The sequence below is a fragment of the Citrobacter sp. Cf088 genome (genome assembly GCF_030334295.1).
GTDB lineage: Bacteria > Pseudomonadota > Gammaproteobacteria > Enterobacterales > Enterobacteriaceae > Citrobacter > Citrobacter freundii.
The window spans coordinates 184,723-201,407 of record NZ_JAOWEE010000054.1 but is presented as its reverse complement, the minus strand read 5'-3'; the positions used below and the strand labels follow the sequence as shown (position 1 = coordinate 201,407).

Here is a 16,685-nt window from a genome sequence, read left to right as displayed (position 1 = left end):
TCACAGCAACTATTAATAGAGAATAGCAGCCATGACTGATACGCATTGTATTGCAGTTTCATTTGATCCAGAAGTCCACGCCGCAGATAACCGTCGCCTGAAGGTGGGTTATGCGGGCCGTTATCCTGATTACAGCCGTATTCCGGTGAAGTACGTTCGGTTTCCGTCCATTGTGATGAAGGGCCAGTGGCTGAAAGCCGCCGGATTCGATACCGGCACCAGCGTTGATGTGCGCGTAATGCAAGGCTGCATCGTATTAACCGCCCGCACCGCCGACCCCGAAGAGTCAGAACTGATGAAATCCCTGCGCGCCGTGGAAAAGCTCTCCGCGCGTAAGCAAAAGCAGGTACTGGAGTTTATCGGGGTGATTGCGGGGAAAGCGTTGAAGGGGTGAGATTGTAATTGTGATTGTCATTGAGGCGCCTGCGGGGCGCCTTTTTTGAGGAAGCATTTTCATATGATTTTTTATATCAGCACTAGAATATTTAGCTCAAGAATTAATATCTCTAATTAATAACCAATGTCGATATTCTTAATGTTATTTGAGAAACTGTTACTCAGGTCAACTATTTCACCATCTATTTTTGTTATTTACATGCTTTCATTTCTAGCCATCTTATTTTATTAAAGGATTGCCATGGCCGATATAGAAGGCATTGCAAGAAGGATCTATAACATTATCATTTCACCTGATACAGTCACAGGACTTATCAATGGTGGCCTGTCTGTTCCTTTAGATTATGGATATATGATTTACGGTGTCTTTGATACAGACAGCAGATTTAAACGAGAAACAGAACGTATTCGCATCATGACAGCCATAAAAAATGACATTCTAAATTATGAGAATATCGTCAATGCTGTTTCTCGCATCTTTCATCTTTTTAACAATTTCTTATCCGAACAGGCACAAGATAAAATATACAGAACCGTTATTACATCTATAGCAGGAAGGATTATTGCAAATACAATCGCCTCAAACATTGCGAAAGCCGTTATCGAAAAAACATCTTTCACTTATGTTGTCTTTAAGGGTAAAGGTAATCCCATAACACTGTTAAGCACCTTCCTTTTATTGGGAGGTATGACCGAACGTTCTATCAGGACATCGGATGGCCTCAGTACAGATGCACCCGAGATATACGAGTTATTAAGGCCTCATGACTACGATCTTCTTTATTTCCTTTTCATTGATGCAGTACAACCTTTCGTTGATGCTATACATGCTGGATATACAGAAGGCAAACCTACTTTTATAAAAATAATTGAGTTAGTGGGAGAACATTTAAACGGTAAGTCTAAGGACTGGTAACATGAAAAAAATTATCACCCTAATAATAAATTCATTGTTTTGTGGGTATGTTGCCACCCTTTGTTTAATTTCTCTCATCGAATTCGATTCATGGCAGGATAAAATCCTTGCCATTATTATCATCGTTGTAAGCGCTTATATTATCGCCTTTATAGCCAATAGGTTCTTACCAACAAAGATACACCTGATGGGGGGAGTTCTTGATCTATTATCCGGTCCATTGCTAATCGCAGGAGGCCTCGCCTGTTTCACTTTTCTTGAACCCTGGCCCATAAAAATTATTGGAACATTCGTTTGGATTCTCATCATGCTTTATTTCCCTTCCCGTATAAATATAGATAAGGACTAATCATGTCAAACCCAGCCTATCTGTGGTTAACCGATGCAAATGGCTCCCCCGTAATGGGAAGCTCACAAGTCGCTGGACGCATTGGTGCTATTGAACTGAAAGCAGTCACTCATCACCTGTCTGTCCCTGTAGATGGAAATACAGGTAGACTGACAGGAACGCGTGTGCACGCGCCGATTACAATACAGAAGGAGTTTGATAAAACAACGCCCCTTTTGTATAAAGCGTTAAGTGAAAGCCAGACATTAAAATCAGCCACAATAAAAATGTATCAAATTCTGGAGGTTGGTATTGAAAGTGAATATTTCAATATCATTTTAGAAAATGTAAAAGTGACAGGAATCACACCAAATTTATTCCCCGGTTCGGGAACAGGAACCCACAATGAAACTATTCAGCTAAGATATGAGGCTATTACATGGAAGCACTGCGATGGAAATATCATTTATAAGGATGCCTGGAATCACAGAGTAATTTCGTAACTGCCATTGAGTATTTCACCAGCACAGAAAGAATGTGCTGGTGGTGAAAGCATACGTTTTATGAACAAACGAGGTCATTCCTCTCTAATAAACAGCGAGATACACCACCAAAACTTTTGAGTAAACTGATACTGCCATTATTCTTGGTATAATTATTTCCCAGATTTTGTCAATGCAATCAACATCTAATTGCGTCAGTATCCTCTGTAAGCATACAGTCAATCATATAACCAGTGACCTGCTCTGGCTGATTCTGCGAACATACGCACAGTAAGCGGTTTTGACACTTGTTTGATGGGTTCTTTCGTAAACCACTTTCGATAGACCGATTCTCTTTCCCTGGGGTAATAGGCTTCGAAATCAATGACTGAAACCTCAACGTTATATTTCTCTCCAAAATCTTCAATGGCATACGGTAATTCATCCCATTCAGCGTAACCTTGCAGCGGCGTATCAAGTTCAATCGGGATAAGCTTGAAAGTAAACGTTACCGCGAGAGATAACTCCCCCCGAAAAAATTCCAATACCTCGTTATCCTTCACCATCAAAGATCCTTCGATATGCAATAATTTGCTTACTTATTGTACTCCTGCGTCTCCAGTTTGGGGAACGGTAAACGCCATGGCGTATGTGTTTTTCAGAAAACATAAAAGTGATGTCGGTAGCGCATCAACCCGTCTTTGCTTGATCAGGTGATATTTTGCGAGCATCATCGCAATTATTTACCTGATAATGAAATCAATGACTTCCAGTAAAACCCTGCAACAGGCGATTGCCGACATCACCATCTGGCGTAAAGGCGAGCAGCGTGCGCCGCACAAGCCCCTGCTGCTGCTTCATGTGCTGGCCGGTTATCAGCAGGGTCACGGTCGCCTGTTTGACTACGGTTCGGAAGTTCGCGACCCGTTGCATAGTCTGCTGGAGCGATTTGGACCACAGCGCGCGCAATACCGCCCGGATATGCCTTTCTGGCGCTTACAGGGAGATGGGTTCTGGGAGCTACAAAACGCCGAGCACTGTTCAACATCCGGTAGCAGCAAACAGCCTCCTGCCGGAGAACTGGTGTCGCACAACGTTACCGGAGGTTTTGATGAACAGCATTTTGCCCTGCTGAAAAAGAGCAAGAGCCTCATCAACGCCCTGGCCCAGCAAATCCTCGAGGCGCACTTCACCGAAAGCATCCAGGAAGAGATCGCGGATGAACTGGGATTTGATATCCTGCAAATCCGCAAACAGCGGGATCCATTGTTCCGCCAGCAGGTTCTGCGTGCCTATAACTATGAATGCGCTATTTGTGGCTTCAATATGCGCCACGACAGCACCTCAGTCGCCCTGGAAGCCGCCCATATCAAATGGAAACAGCACGGCGGCCCGTGTGAGATTTCAAACGGCCTGGCGTTGTGTGCAATCCACCATAAAGCCTTTGATAAAGGTTCGATTGGGCTGGATGAAAGTATGCGGGTTCAGGTGTCCACCGCAGTGAATGGCAGCGGCATTGTTGGCAGACTGTTCTGGGATTTCGACGGTAAATCGATAGCGCTACCGATGATGCGCGAGAATTATCCAAAAGAAGGGTTTGTGGAGTGGCACAGGAAGGAGGTGTTTAGAGGGTGAGTGCGAAGGCCGGACTCGAATTTCAAAGTTAATCAACTGAATTACAAGTTATTAATTGTTAATGCATTGATGATATATACTCAGTTATATACTCAACCATTTTCTTTCAAAAATTAGCGCTTAACGCAGCACATAAACCAACTCAAAGATGGCGCTGTGATTATACCCGATTGCATCATTTCAGCCTGGGGCGTTTTTTATTATCGGGAGGTAGCATCTCCGGATAATATTTCGGTCGGTTAAAACTACGACTTCAGTTTGCATGGTATTTTTTCCGTAAAAAAGTAAACGCACCCACCAGTACCAGCAGGCGCATTATGCAATGAGTAAACAAGGAACAAAGATCGGCGGTGTAAATCGGGAGATAGTTCGCAATATTCACAACGCAGAGTTATTACAGTTTCTTCGTAACAAGCCAGTTGCCTGTCGTGCCCGCAGGATATCGACAGCCCGGAGATAAGGGGATTGTTCCTGCCAGCTAAATCCTTTGCGATCTATTCGAATCAGCTCGTATTTTTCCACCAGAAAGTTAACGGCATCGGCCAGCGTGATACCGGCATCAATGTGTTCCTGAATAACCGTTTCATTACTGAACGGCGTGTCGTTCAGGGCCAAACCATAGTGTTGCTTCAGCAGACGTGTCAGCAGCATTTGCCAGACAGCCACAGGCGACAGACATAGCTTCGCCGCCTGCTGAGTTGTTGCAGGTAGAGTTTTCATGCTTGCTCTCGTGAAATTAGTTAGCGTTGAGTGGGATAAACAGCGATGTATACGTAGCCGCAATTGCCAAGGGTATCGGCTTCGCAGGTAAAACCGTTGTGATACAGGGTGACGCAGTGGGCATGGCGAGGATTCATTTCACCAGTGGTCAGCATCGACTCCATCTGGCTGATAAAATGTGGAAATACGACATCCAACTTCAGGCTTTCGACATCACTAAACTTACCGGTGATACTTGCCCGGTCAGCCAGATAGTGCAGTCGGTTGCTCTCCTGCACCAGACGTGCTCCCAGGCACGGCGTGATATCCCGCTGCAGGCCCCATGTGGGATTGCTCATTTATAACCTCTTTATTGTCAGTTCAGGGTGATACTCATCAGACAGGTATAAGGTCCATTGCGGTCCTGGCGGCGTTCGGCGTATACCGCCAGCACGCCGGGAATGTCAGGAACTATCTTACCGATGTAATGACAGACACTGCCGTGCCACTGGTATCTGCCGATGCAGTATCGAAAAATGCGTGAGGCTGGATGCTGACGGTAAATTGTCATCGCCCGGCGTTTACTGATAATTTTCATGTAATACCTCAAAGCAGACCATGCTCAGCGAACGACAATATCTGCGTACCACCGACGATAAGGTGGTCAGGCACACGGATATCAACGAGCTGAAGCGCCTGCACCAGACGCTGCGTTATGGTCTTATCTGCCTGGCTGGGCGTGGTATCGCCGGAGGGGTGGTTATGCGCCAGTATCACTGCTGCTGCATTGAAGTACAGGGCGCGTTTGACCACCTCACGGGGATGTACCTCGGTGCTGCTAATGGAACCGGCAAACAGGGTTTCATGGGCAATCAATTGGTTCTGCTGATTCAGGTACAGCACCATAAACTCTTCGCGCTCCAGCCCCGCCATTTTCAGTTTCAGCCAGTCACGGGCAGCCTGAGTGGAGGTAAATGCCACGCCTGTTTCGCGCAGGTGTCGGTCAAGCAGGGTTAAGGCGCGTTTTACCGTACGTTGTGCGGTCAGTGGAAGTGCCGGAGCCTGTGGGATAAGTGACTGTTCTATCATGAATATCCTTAATCAATAATGCGAAAAATGGCGTGGGATTCAGGGTGCTGCAGGGCGTAATCCCGCAGGCGGTAATAGTGCTCCGTCATGGCATCGCATTCGGTGCGACAAGCGTGATGGCTGTATTCAATCAGGCAGATAGCAATACCTGCGGCTTCTGCGCTCATTTGCGCACCATTACCGTTCATGCTGTTGAAAAGATGCCATTTATCGTCACTGTCAGCATCAGGAGCCATAAACGCGCCGCCATTGCTGAGCGTGTAAAAGGACCAGATACCACCGCTGTACTCATCACAGAAGCGGTCCATCCAGGCGAAAATACGGGGTTCCAGCGTTATCCACTGTGTGATAGCACCAAAGTGCAGCGGCCAGAAATCGAGACGCTGCTCGTCAGGTACTGGTGATGCAGTAAGGTCAAATTGAGGTTCATTAGCGGACATCAATTTGCATTGCGTTTGTGTCGTCATGGATATTCTCCGTCAATAAAAACGCCAGCGACGATGGCTGGCGTATGGGAAATAAAGGACATGCAGGGATGATGAATGGGTGTGGTCAGGAGGAGGATGCTCTGAGGATGCCATACTGCAGAATATAACGGTTAAGCCCTTCACCGGCATCCGGTTCAAAGCACCACGCCCGCCAGACCATCCAGCTTTCAGAACAGCGAATCGCTGGGCTAAAGTGGATATGCTTGCAATCTTCGAGGGGCATGTTGTTATTCAGGTAACTAACAACTTCAGCTGCTACTGGATGAATGATTTGCGTGAAGGAAAAAATAATTTCTGCTTTCACATAGACTTTAAGTAAAATTAACCCCCGCAACATGAGCACAGGGGCTAAGCTAAGTACCTTGATTCTCAATTTCTAATCGCCCAAAAATAGAGCGCTTACATGGTAGTGAGGCGGATTATTTTTGTGTCTGATCTTTATCTGTTCCTGTTGTCTTCTTTATATAATTCATAATCCCACCGGCATCGTTTACAGCTTGATTAATGTCGTTTGAGGTACCAGAAAAACCACGCCCCCCCATTTTTTGCGCAGCCTCCATTTTTTCCAATTCCTCTGGGGTGTAAGTTGGTTTCTCCATCGGCTCTTCGTTAGTTTGGTAAATAGAACCTCTACCATATTCCTTTTCCTTCCATTTCGGACGGTTACTGCCGGAAAAGGATTTTGCCAATGACCAGTATTCGATTGGGAAACGTTTGACCAGTTCTCCATTAAGGTGAACATCGATTGTACGATATTGACCATTATTCATTGTCCCTTCAGCAAAATAGGCGTCTCTGCTGCAGGTGCCTGTATCGTACTGACTCCAAAACTGCTCAGGTCTACTTACGACGTAGAAATCTCCCATGGCGCATCCGTTGAGAGATTTATGATTAACGACGGCCACGAGGTTTGTCGTGTTCATTACGATGGCGCAGGTACCCGGTTTTCCAGCGCACACATCCCCCAACAGCCGCCCGCTCTTGTCTTTTAGTTCCCAGATAGTTTTGTCTGAATTTTCTCCACTCTCAGATGGTCCCTTTGGTGCTAAAGGGGCGATAGTTGTGGTGGCAATATTTTCATCTTTTAGCAGAAAGTTAGTAACGTCCTCTGGTGGCTTACCCATCAAAGTAGCTTTATCACCTTCGATATATACAGATGCGGCTGTTTTGGTAACGACGTTGTAGATGAAATTGAAGTGGGTAAAACAGTCACTGGCGCAAATTGAGCCGGTAATCACGGTATCGCCTTTATATTGATACGAGCTTACCGGCGATTCAGTGCCATTAAGCGCGCCGGTTCTGGTAAAAGCGTCCTTAATCCCAATAGCACGCAAGTTCCCGGCTAAGGCATCCGCAAATGCTTTGTCTGATTTGTACAGCTCGCTAGGATAAGGGCAATTATCGGTGCAGTTGGCAGCAGCCTCCATCGGGGTGGCTTTAACGCTAAAGCTCAAACATAGAGTCAGGACAATCAATAATATTTTCACAGCTATCCTCTTTGAAAATTTAAAAAAACATCAGTTAATAACTATCGGCAAACATCCTGGCTAACTTAAATATGGCAGTTACGTTGGATAGTCGTTTCGATTCAGTACAGTTACCATGAGCGTTGTTGAAATTGATTTCTGTTCCTTAAGTTAATGCCATTACACCAGTGCGGTAGCGTTCGCTTCACCGCGTAAAATCAGGCCGATGAGGTCGTCTTTGGTCATATTGCCGTAACGTATGCCATTTTTCTCGTAATGCCAGGTCATTGCTTTTCCTTCTTAACAGAGGTTATTAAATTAGTGTGTTGTCCGGCATCTCCTCAGAGGGACCAGGAGACAGGACTTCGCGGATACAGCTGAAGTGCGGAAGAGCCCGGATAAAGCCCGCCTGTGTGGTTAACTGGCTGAGACGTTTTAGCGGGGTAAAAGTGGTGTTCAGAACCGTCACCGCATGGATAGTCGCCAGAGGATGCACGGTGATATACCCGTTAAGTTCACCAGTGAGGTACCAGCAGCCGTCGAGTGATATCAGGCGGTACGGGGCCAGCCCGTCACAGCGCTCTCCCTCGGCCAGCAACAGTACCCGCTGGCAGGCAGTAATGGCACTGACAAGACGGTAGAAGACCAGTGAGCTGGCCGGTGACACAGACTGTGGCGGCTGCCATACCAGACACGGCATCCCTCCTGCAGTGAGCAGCATGCCCGCCAGACGCCGGTCCAGCCCCGGAAAAATATCGGCCAGTCCGGCCCGGTGCGCGAAGGTCAGCGCATCGAGTTCCCCCTGTACGCCCCCACCGGTGCTGCGCAGGCGGCATTGCCCCCGTCGATACTCAAGGTCGAGGTACATCAGCCGTTCACGAAAATCCCGTCGCAGGGTACGGACTGAAACTCCAAACTCTGCAGCAAGCCGCGTCATGTTCAGCGTTTCACCGGCAACCAGGCGGCTGATTATCAGTGACAGCCTGACAGCCAGCCGGTCATGACGGCGCTCTGCCTGTGTCATCTCGAATCTCCGTAATAATTAACTGACTGAATATGAAATGATTCTAAAGAGGGGGGCGGACAGGGTATGGACATGGAATGAACTATTTTTTCTCTGCCACCGGAGGCAGGCCCGACGCGGCACACTGTGAAATGCGGTGATAAAACACTCAATCCAATGGAGGTAAAACGGACAGGGAGCGTCCTTTGTTAACATGGCGATAACACTCTCAGGACTGAAACTCACTCAGCATAGCTTCCGCCATCACCCAGAGAGCCCGGTTGAGCTTCACATCTCCGTCGATACCACGCACGGCGCGGGTATGTGTTCGCCCGCCTTTTGCACTCCGGCCACTGAGCCCGCCCTTAATCAGGTTCTCCTGAATACGCTGGTATGTGGTCCACAGATCATTGCTCTCATCCTGCCAGCGGCGTGGGGAGAGTATCTGAGGTGCTGTCACCGGCTGGTGGTCCTCACCAAAACGGTACGTCAGTGCAGCCTGTGCCAAAGCCTGTTGTGCAGGTGGCGGCAGCATCAGCGACTGCATGGCATCCCGCTTCTCTTCCACACGGTCAAAAATACCCAGCACTTCATACGCCCCTTCAATCACCTGACTCACCACATCCCCTTTGTGCGGCACCCGCACCTCGCCAAACGACTCACCGCAGACGAGGCCGTTCTGGCATACCGCACGAAATAATCCCGGCAGCATCTGATACGAGCTGGTGCCATCATGGGAGTTGAGCAGAATAATTTCCGGGACCTGTTTACCGGTGATCTGTCCCTCCCGGCGCAGACGCAACATGTGCTTTGTGTGTTCCCGACGATTCGGGTCACGTACCCGGGTCTGACAGGCAAAGAATGGCTGAAAGCCTTCGCGCTGCAGGCTGTCCAGGAGGGAGATAGTCGGAATATAGGTATAACGTTTACTGCGGGATTCGTGTTTATCCTCGCTGAATACGCTGGGCACCACACGAAACAACTCTTCACGGGTTAACGGGCGGTCACGACGAATAAGGTTTGCTGCGCCAAAGCGCGAGGCCAGACGGGTCATAAGCAGACTCCTCATGATGGGAAAATAAAGACAGAAAAGCCCTGCCGCTCAATCGCGACAGGGCTCAGGAAACTACGGGTTAGAAGGGTTAAGTGTTCAGAAGAAGAAATTCCAGACAGCACGAGCGACCGATACCACGGTGTCGCGTGCAGCCTGAATGATTGCCCGTATTGGGGGCGGTATCAGTGGCATGGAACTTATTGTGTCCAGTACCGAGCCGACTGTTTCACCAAAATCGTCACGGGCTTTTTTATTAACGGCATCGGTACGAAGTGGAACACTAAGCTGTACCGCCACCGGACTACTGGCCTCCCGTGGCAGGCAACGAATCATCCGTTCAGCCATCACCCGCAGCCCCCACTGCAAACGTACCGACACCGCACAGACAGGGTTTACAGGTTGGAACAACTCATGCAGCAGACAGATTTTTCGGCTGATATTCTGTTTCTGCTCTGTAGACAGCTTTTCATCACCGCAGGTGGGTTCAACCTTGTCGGACTGACTGATAACAAACAACACATTATGCCGGTATGCCTCACCAATCACCTCCCGGTAAAAATGCTCATCCACCGCCAGCGCTCGATCATCGGCCTTGATCAACCACAGCATCAGGTCGAGCCGGGGAAGTTGTTCACGGTAGAGTGCGGCATATTCAGCATCCCGTAGTTCAGACTCTCCAACACCGGGTAGGTCCATAATTGTCATAAAGCGTTTGCCGAGCTGCAGGCGAAAGCGCATGGGTTCGCGTGTGCAGGCAGCCACGTCGCTGACCGGTGAAACGTCCCCGGCAAACAGCGCATTGCACAGACTGCTCTTGCCCGCGCCGGTTTTCCCCATAATGCCTATTACTGGCTCGTAGTGGGTTAACTGATTTATCTGCTGCAGAATGCGTTCAGAGACCCACTGGGGCAGGCCGGAAAGCGGTTGCTGCAGTGACTGCAGACCGTCAATTTGTTTCATTACTGCTCCTCCGAAAAAGAATACAAAAACGGCAGAACCACGAGATTCTGCCGTTAATGGGGTATGTTCAGAGTGATGATATATATCTGTGATCTTTTTTAATTCTCCCAACTTTTCAGTTTAGCTTTTGCGTATGCATCATTGATCAGCATCTCAATCAATTCATTGATTTTCATTTCATTTTGGCTTGCTAGATAATCAAGCTGTCTCTTACTGTCTTTGCTAATATAGGTATTGAGAACTTTTTTGTTTGCAACACTATCTCTGAATTTTTTCTGACCCCATGCTTTTTTTGTTTTTATAATAAACAATTCACCTTCAGCATCGGATTTATTCTCAACCCATTGATCAAAGATTGAATGAACTTTCAGATTCAAATTTTTTTCAAACCAAAAATCAACATTACCATTAATCATTTTGTTCTTATCGAAGTAAGACATCACCCACTGATAATCCGCCAAGTATTTAGCATCATATCTGGTGGATGAGAACCAGAACGGATTGCCAAATTTTTTCTGGATACGGAGCCAAGAGTTTTTCAAACGCTCTAAGTTTGAGCGGATATGGTTAAAGCTTGATACACGACATTGATAGTCGATCAAAAGAATTAACCCCTCATAATTTACACCACCCTTGTCAGAATCAAGGCTCCATTCAGGTAAAGTGATATCAAGAAGAGAGGGGTTTTTATTATTGGTATATAGCTTATATTCGGAATGAATGTAATTAGAAACAAATGACAAAGAACGCTCACAATTAATCCACTCAAGTTCACTAAAAGGTATTAATTTACCCTCAACCTCTCGTTTACTCTTTTCAAAGAATCCCTCCGCACTCCCATATTCAACCATTTCTTTTTTATTCATACAGTTAATGCAAGACTCTTTGAAAAGATTGGCATCATCTATTCTTCCCACTATTTCACGAGACTCATCAACATGCATTAATGCTGAGCGAAAGATATCCCAGTAAAGCCATAAATTTACTCTTTTCGTCCAGAGACTGGTCACTCTTTTTCCTGCACTCATCATAACCTCAAACGTAACAACAATCGTAGAAAAAATCGTAGCACTCTACGTAGTAGACTACGTCATTTTTTTGTTATCACAAGCCTTTCAACGTGCACTACATTCCTGGATTTCAATGATACCTGAGAAACTTTGACGTACATCATGTAGAACGTTTACTTGGAACACTAAAAATTGGCTATGTGTCACCCCGACGGCTGTCACGGATAGCAGGCAATATAAATGTAAAAGCCATAGGGAAACTGTGGAGTGCCATCAGGTCAAAAAATAATTAAGGTTAATTGGTATTATAGAGAGTAGATCTCAATTTATAGCCATCTAACATCCCCACAGCAGGATAATTAATATCCGTCAAAAGCGATTGGACCCTGCTTTATAAGCATCCTTAAAGAGACAAAAAACAGATGTGCCATTTCCTTTGAATTCATCCAAAGGAACAGAACAATGCAAAGACATTACCCACACTTTAAAAAATTCACTCCAAATGATTTTCTGCTGAATATGATCAATCACCATCTTAATCAGATCCTGGCATGTCACTCCAAAATACTGGCGTTTCGAATGGATTTTGATTATCAGCGAAGTACCAACCGATTCATTCGTAATTCCTCATTTGAGATACAGGATAGCCTCCGGGAGTTAACCCAGGCTGTAATGCAAATGTCTCAATTCTGTGGCTGTTTCTGGGTACTGGAATGGACAAAGACAAATGCCATCCACGCACATGCCATTTTTTATCTCAAAGGACAGAAACATCAGAAGTCATTTCCGCTTATTGAGCAGACAGGTGAATTGTGGCGGAAGATAACTAACGACGAAGGGAAATACGAACGTTGCAAACCGAAGGACTGCTACCAGGACAACATCAATAACGTCGTTGACTATAACAACGACGAAGAAGTTAAAAGTTTGAGGCGTATTGCCAGCTATCTGACGAAAGAATCCCAGAAGAATGGTTATCTGATTTGGGGATGTAATGAGGATCCTGAACCTACAAGACAGGGCAGACCTAGAAAAACAAAATAAGCTAACGACACTTTTTTACAGCACCACCGGTTGCTATGCCGGAGAGGGCAGCAGTAATTCATAACCCTTCTTCGGTTTCCCTTTAGCTACCGGAGGATCTCATCATGACCACGACTTTACCCCTGCTCGAAGACCAGTTTATCGATATGGCATTCATTACCCGTCTCACCGGATTAACCGATAAGTGGTTTTACAAGCTCATCAAAGATGGTGAGTTTCCAAAACCTACCAAGTTTGGCCGCAGTTCCCGCTGGTTGCAGAGTGAGGTGGAAGTCTGGCTACTACAACGAATTAACGCTTCCCGTGGCGTTAATTCAACGCCATCCCTGACCAGCCACCCACAACGCCCGCTTACGATAACCGCAGTAAAAGATACGGGGGCATCGTTATCGTGAAAACGCCTCATTCCCGTCATGACTTCCTGCTGCAACATTACCAGCGCTGGCTGGACGATTTTATCCGACTGGATATACGGCACGGGTTGTGTCACCCGAATATTCAGGCCAGCCATCATCTCATCCTCGGTTCGCTCTGGTTCACGGACACGGATCAGGTCACTGCTGTTGTCCCCCATGCTCTGAACCGGCTATTTCACCGTAACCAAACGCCGGTTATCACTGTAACAGAGGACATGTCCACCCGGCTGGACTCAGACACCGCAATGCTGCTTCACCATCCCATGCTCGAAGGCATATTGCTGAGCGAATGCGCCGGCTGAAGTTGTTCCCGATACAACGGCATTGCTGAGGATGTTACAGCGGCTGACCAGTCAGGAGATTTGACACAAGATTGTCTGGCTGTGCTGGCGCGATTTGATGTGCGGAGTGGATCCCTGCTTCTGGCTCGAGCGCCTGGCTTCACAGCCAGACGAAGCACTGTATCTCTGGCTGGGTGACCGCTAGGATAACGATTCCGTTTTCACCCTGATGATGGATGAATACCTGCTGTTTACCGGCCACTGATATCAGTGAAGGCTTAGTTGCGAACGACGTTCGCACCCGTGACGAAAGAAAACGCGTTTTCCCCGAAAACCCCATTAATTCCCGCAGACAACGTCCCCTTCACCGATTCACGCAGGCGGAATGCTGCTGTCTGCCATTTAAAAATAAGGCGTTACAGATGAATTCAACCATTTTTACAGCTCATTGCCAGGCCTGGCTTGATGACCTTACCCGGTTGCATGTCACCCATGGGCTCTGTCGGCCTGAAATCAAAAAGTGGCACAGGCTGACCATGACGACCTGCCCGTTACCGGGTGATTTTACCGACCTACTCATTATTCCTCAGTTTTTACTGGAGGCTGTGCAGGCTGGCACTGTGGAAGAAGAATCCGTCCCGGGACGCATTATCAAGCGTGCTGAGGGGATTCCACTGATGAGTATGCTGCGCAGTGAATGTTACCGGCTGGGATTGAGCGCCCTTGCTGAACAGTTGCAGCTTTTAATCCGCCAGTATCCACAGCCCGGTATACGTGAATCGCTGACGCTACTGTGTTGGTGTGAACTGGTGGGTGGGATTGATCTGGGAGCATGGTACGCATTGCATTTGCCACTCCCCCACACACTGAAAAAGTGGATCAGCACACGACAAAAAAAGTTCAGTTGTCTGACAGCACTGACTAAAGAATACATTCGTATCAGTAAACCACTCTGAGGGCATGGAGCATGCACATTCAGAAATGCTATATCGCACAGCGCAAAACGGGTGAGATTTTCGCTATCAGCCAGCTTAACTCAACCGGGGACGAATGGTTCTGTCACCACTGCCAGTGCCCGTTGATTTTCCATTCGTCCACCAGAGCATCACCGCCCTGGTTTGAACATGATATTCCCAATGGACAACCGGAAGCGCTGCTACAGTGCCCTTACCTGGCACCAGCCAATGGGAAGTCTTCTGCCGTAGAGAAACTCCAGCAACTCGTGACACAGTTGCCCCCGGTTATGACGACCACCCGGTGGCGATGCACGATGTGCGGCCTGTCGTATGGCGGTGAGAAACGGTGCCCTCAGTGCAGAACGGGGATATACAGCCGGGAGGAATGAACAGAGTATTCGGACTCACGAACCACCAGTGCTTTACCGCTCGCAAAGAGGGTGTCACCAGGGGCATTTTAATTTCGGTTAATTAATATAATTAATACTCACTCCCTGTCTGTAATCTATTTTTTCTTTGCAGTCTGTAACCCAATAATCCCTGACGTTTGTTCCCTGTAATTCCCCCCACTCTCAGTATCCCATTGCTGCGTATGCAACACGCAGCATGTTGACTGCTGTATGGCGCACAGACACGACTACCACGATGCCCGCTTCAGGGCGTCGCTACTCTCCCACATATCCATTCAAACTGATCCTGTCCTCAGCGATCAGGAGGTCACGCTATGAAAAAACGCACCTGGGAACCGGACTGGTTTCTGAAATCTGTTCTTGATTCGCATATTAATGCGATGGTTAATCGCTATTCCTGCCTGAGGGTAATACGGCTGGATCTTTTCTATCGAAATAATACCGTTAAATATCGCCACCCGGATCACCGCCAGTTGGAGCCTGACGTCCGTCAACTCATGGATATGATGATGAGTATGTCCGCAGTGGTGGGTTATTTCTGGGTAATTGAATGGACCGAGGATCACCTGTTCCATGCGCATGTGGCTTTCTGGCTGGATGGTAATAAGACTCAGAAGCCCTTTTTCTGGATGGAGAAGGCCGGGGCATGCTGGCGTGAAATCACGGAACATGACGGCTGTTACTATCGTTGTGAACATAAACCGAACTACGAATCCGATATCAATATACCGGTGCACTACAGCGATCCGGGAAGCATTACCAACATGCGCCAGGTACTGGAGTACATGACCAAGATTGAACAGAAGAATGATTTATTACTGTACGGGTGCAACGAAGTACCCGATCGCCCATTAACCGGACGTCCCCGAACCGGTACAGAGGAACGGATTATCTGAGCTTATTTACGTCATCTTCCCATCGTTTGAACCACCGCATCTCTTGTTAATTCTTATCCCTCACACTTAACACATATGGCGTCTGTCTGCCCTTGCGGGACGGCTTACGCCTGCGTGTTGTCTGACAGGAACCTGAAATATGTTTGCCAAATCTTTTATCGCTCTCGACGGTAACGGTCGCCTGACCGGTGCCCGTACTGCGCAAACTGCACTCTACGACCGCTACACCTGCCATTTTTGCAACAGCGCACTGCAATACCATCCTGAGTACGAAACTGAGCGTCCGTGGTTTGAGCACATCGAAGCGGGCCTTACCGATAATGGTCAGCAACATTGCCCTTATGTGAAACTTGATGCGGGTGAAAGTCAATTAACCAGACGGCTACAGCGCTTCCTCCCCAATGTTATCCCCAGAGTCAGTAAAGCCGACTGGCAGTGCACACAATGCAAGACCAATTACTATGGTGAACGATACTGCCTGATTTGTCGTACTGGAAACTTCAGCCTTCCAGCAACTGTGGCAACATGAGAATGCTGAGGTTTTTTCTTGTCGCCAATCTTTAAACCATTAAGTGGGAGCCACGCGCAGCGATCAATGTTGGGCAGTGGCCGGCGATAACCCGCAATTTAGTTGCATACTCAGCCTGCACATAGGCTCACACTCGAAAACAGCCCGGATTAAGCTCGACCGGAATATTTTTGTCTATCAATAGAGTAGTGGTAACTAACTCAGAAATGCTAGGAAATCCTGGTTCTTATTGTTACTGTATAACAAAAAATGAGGTCACCATGAAAACTACGTTATACAAAGATTTCACCTTTGAAGCTGCACACCGTCTTCCCAATGTTCCGGAAGGCCATAAATGCGGCCGCTTACACGGCCACTCTTTTGTCGTGCGCCTTGAGATTACCGGTGAAGTGGATAAGCATACCGGTTGGATTATCGATTTTGCCGAACTAAAAGCAATTTTTAAACCGACTTTAGATAGGCTGGATCATTACTATCTCAATGACATTCCAGGCTTGGAAAACCCCACCAGCGAAGTGCTTGCTGAATGGATTTGGAATCAGATTAAGACACAACTCCCGATCCTTAGCGCAGTTGTCGTGAAAGAGACATGCTCCGCAGGCTGCATCTACCGTGGTGAATAACAAT

At 47.4% G+C, this 16,685-nt stretch carries 25 protein-coding genes and 1 pseudogene; 13 read left to right on the top strand and 13 right to left on the bottom strand.

Features of this window, described 5'->3' with window-relative positions; translation table 11 throughout:
• Nucleotides 1-31: 31 nt before the first annotated feature.
• From symE to OGV71_RS19475, 4 genes are all read left to right on the top strand, one after another.
• Complete coding sequence (gene symE, locus OGV71_RS19490; protein WP_204584180.1) at nt 32-394, top strand: endoribonuclease SymE; 363 nt, start codon at nt 32-34, stop codon at nt 392-394.
• A gap of 243 nt (nt 395-637) precedes the next feature.
• Nucleotides 638-1,312 (top strand): Ssp6 family T6SS pore-forming effector, encoded by a 675-nt coding sequence (locus tag OGV71_RS19485; protein ID WP_048219800.1) that lies wholly within the window; start codon nt 638-640, stop codon nt 1,310-1,312.
• Nucleotide 1,313: 1 nt separating this feature from the next.
• Nucleotides 1,314-1,661, top strand: coding sequence for a hypothetical protein (locus OGV71_RS19480; RefSeq protein ID WP_286533873.1), 348 nt, complete (start codon nt 1,314-1,316; stop codon nt 1,659-1,661).
• Nucleotides 1,662-1,663: 2 nt separating this feature from the next.
• Nucleotides 1,664-2,143, top strand: a complete 480-nt coding sequence (locus OGV71_RS19475; protein ID WP_048219803.1) for an Hcp family type VI secretion system effector — start codon at nt 1,664-1,666, stop codon at nt 2,141-2,143.
• Nucleotides 2,144-2,361: 218 nt separating this feature from the next.
• On the opposite strand, the gene OGV71_RS19470 is transcribed toward OGV71_RS19475, so the two are convergent.
• Nucleotides 2,362-2,688, bottom strand: coding sequence for a DUF1493 family protein (locus tag OGV71_RS19470; RefSeq protein WP_040230261.1), 327 nt, complete (start codon nt 2,686-2,688; stop codon nt 2,362-2,364).
• 196 nt (nt 2,689-2,884) lie between these two features.
• Between OGV71_RS19470 and OGV71_RS19465 the strand changes: the two genes are divergently transcribed.
• Complete coding sequence (locus OGV71_RS19465; RefSeq protein WP_081365436.1) at nt 2,885-3,757, top strand: phosphorothioated DNA-binding restriction endonuclease; 873 nt, start codon at nt 2,885-2,887, stop codon at nt 3,755-3,757.
• 378 nt (nt 3,758-4,135) lie between these two features.
• Here OGV71_RS19465 and OGV71_RS19460 read toward each other — a convergent pair whose 3' ends face one another.
• From OGV71_RS19460 to OGV71_RS19405, 12 genes are all read right to left on the bottom strand, one after another.
• A complete protein-coding gene (locus tag OGV71_RS19460) occupies nt 4,136-4,477 on the bottom strand; it encodes a TA system toxin CbtA family protein (RefSeq protein ID WP_174349101.1) in 342 nt (113 codons plus the stop codon).
• A gap of 20 nt (nt 4,478-4,497) precedes the next feature.
• On the bottom strand, nt 4,498-4,815 hold the full coding sequence (locus OGV71_RS19455; RefSeq protein ID WP_174349102.1) for a type IV toxin-antitoxin system YeeU family antitoxin: 318 nt from the start codon (nt 4,813-4,815) through the stop codon (nt 4,498-4,500).
• 17 nt (nt 4,816-4,832) lie between these two features.
• Nucleotides 4,833-5,054 carry a DUF987 domain-containing protein gene (locus tag OGV71_RS19450; protein ID WP_286533871.1) on the bottom strand — a complete coding sequence of 74 codons (222 nt, stop codon included), beginning with the start codon at nt 5,052-5,054 and terminating at the stop codon, nt 4,833-4,835.
• An 8-nt stretch (nt 5,055-5,062) separates the two neighbouring features.
• Complete coding sequence (locus OGV71_RS19445) at nt 5,063-5,545, bottom strand: JAB domain-containing protein (RefSeq protein ID WP_058649301.1); 483 nt, start codon at nt 5,543-5,545, stop codon at nt 5,063-5,065.
• A gap of 8 nt (nt 5,546-5,553) precedes the next feature.
• The gene (locus tag OGV71_RS19440) at nt 5,554-6,012 is read right to left on the bottom strand and encodes an antirestriction protein (RefSeq protein WP_174349104.1); all 459 of its coding nucleotides are present in this window, start codon (nt 6,010-6,012) and stop codon (nt 5,554-5,556) included.
• 85 nt (nt 6,013-6,097) lie between these two features.
• The gene (locus OGV71_RS19435) at nt 6,098-6,325 is read right to left on the bottom strand and encodes a DUF905 family protein (RefSeq protein ID WP_370655833.1); all 228 of its coding nucleotides are present in this window, start codon (nt 6,323-6,325) and stop codon (nt 6,098-6,100) included.
• 127 nt (nt 6,326-6,452) lie between these two features.
• On the bottom strand, nt 6,453-7,520 hold the full coding sequence (locus tag OGV71_RS19430; protein WP_008783819.1) for a hypothetical protein: 1,068 nt from the start codon (nt 7,518-7,520) through the stop codon (nt 6,453-6,455).
• Nucleotides 7,521-7,679: 159 nt separating this feature from the next.
• Nucleotides 7,680-7,787 carry a DUF4339 domain-containing protein gene (locus OGV71_RS19425; RefSeq protein WP_116541151.1) on the bottom strand — a complete coding sequence of 36 codons (108 nt, stop codon included), beginning with the start codon at nt 7,785-7,787 and terminating at the stop codon, nt 7,680-7,682.
• Nucleotides 7,788-7,812: 25 nt separating this feature from the next.
• On the bottom strand, nt 7,813-8,523 hold the full coding sequence (locus tag OGV71_RS19420) for a DeoR family transcriptional regulator (RefSeq protein ID WP_174349105.1): 711 nt from the start codon (nt 8,521-8,523) through the stop codon (nt 7,813-7,815).
• 208 nt (nt 8,524-8,731) lie between these two features.
• On the bottom strand, nt 8,732-9,556 hold the full coding sequence (locus OGV71_RS19415) for a DUF932 domain-containing protein (RefSeq protein WP_174349106.1): 825 nt from the start codon (nt 9,554-9,556) through the stop codon (nt 8,732-8,734).
• Nucleotides 9,557-9,652: 96 nt separating this feature from the next.
• Complete coding sequence (locus OGV71_RS19410) at nt 9,653-10,516, bottom strand: GTPase family protein (RefSeq protein ID WP_174349107.1); 864 nt, start codon at nt 10,514-10,516, stop codon at nt 9,653-9,655.
• A gap of 98 nt (nt 10,517-10,614) precedes the next feature.
• Nucleotides 10,615-11,526, bottom strand: coding sequence for a hypothetical protein (locus OGV71_RS19405; protein ID WP_248180110.1), 912 nt, complete (start codon nt 11,524-11,526; stop codon nt 10,615-10,617).
• A gap of 462 nt (nt 11,527-11,988) precedes the next feature.
• Here OGV71_RS19405 and OGV71_RS19400 point away from each other — a divergent pair, with 462 nt between their 5' ends.
• From OGV71_RS19400 to queD, 8 genes and pseudogenes are all read left to right on the top strand, one after another.
• Nucleotides 11,989-12,570: a rolling circle replication-associated protein gene (locus OGV71_RS19400; protein ID WP_174349108.1), complete on the top strand. Its 582-nt coding sequence runs from the start codon at nt 11,989-11,991 to the stop codon at nt 12,568-12,570.
• A 104-nt stretch (nt 12,571-12,674) separates the two neighbouring features.
• A pseudogene (locus OGV71_RS19395) lies at nt 12,675-12,878 on the top strand (helix-turn-helix transcriptional regulator); the annotation flags it as partial.
• A gap of 83 nt (nt 12,879-12,961) precedes the next feature.
• Complete coding sequence (locus OGV71_RS19390) at nt 12,962-13,288, top strand: hypothetical protein (RefSeq protein ID WP_248180111.1); 327 nt, start codon at nt 12,962-12,964, stop codon at nt 13,286-13,288.
• 401 nt (nt 13,289-13,689) lie between these two features.
• The gene (locus OGV71_RS19385; RefSeq protein ID WP_174349110.1) at nt 13,690-14,223 is read left to right on the top strand and encodes a secretoglobin family protein; all 534 of its coding nucleotides are present in this window, start codon (nt 13,690-13,692) and stop codon (nt 14,221-14,223) included.
• Nucleotides 14,224-14,234: 11 nt separating this feature from the next.
• A complete protein-coding gene (locus OGV71_RS19380) occupies nt 14,235-14,612 on the top strand; it encodes a putative zinc ribbon protein (protein ID WP_131347512.1) in 378 nt (125 codons plus the stop codon).
• Nucleotides 14,613-14,947: 335 nt separating this feature from the next.
• Nucleotides 14,948-15,529: a YagK/YfjJ domain-containing protein gene (locus tag OGV71_RS19375; RefSeq protein ID WP_032175797.1), complete on the top strand. Its 582-nt coding sequence runs from the start codon at nt 14,948-14,950 to the stop codon at nt 15,527-15,529.
• A gap of 139 nt (nt 15,530-15,668) precedes the next feature.
• Entirely contained in the window at nt 15,669-16,058 is a 390-nt protein-coding gene (locus OGV71_RS19370; protein WP_032175796.1) for a putative zinc ribbon protein, read from the top strand.
• Between the two features lie 260 nt (nt 16,059-16,318).
• The gene (gene queD, locus OGV71_RS19365; RefSeq protein WP_032175795.1) at nt 16,319-16,681 is read left to right on the top strand and encodes a 6-carboxytetrahydropterin synthase QueD; all 363 of its coding nucleotides are present in this window, start codon (nt 16,319-16,321) and stop codon (nt 16,679-16,681) included.
• Nucleotides 16,682-16,685 lie beyond the last annotated feature (4 nt).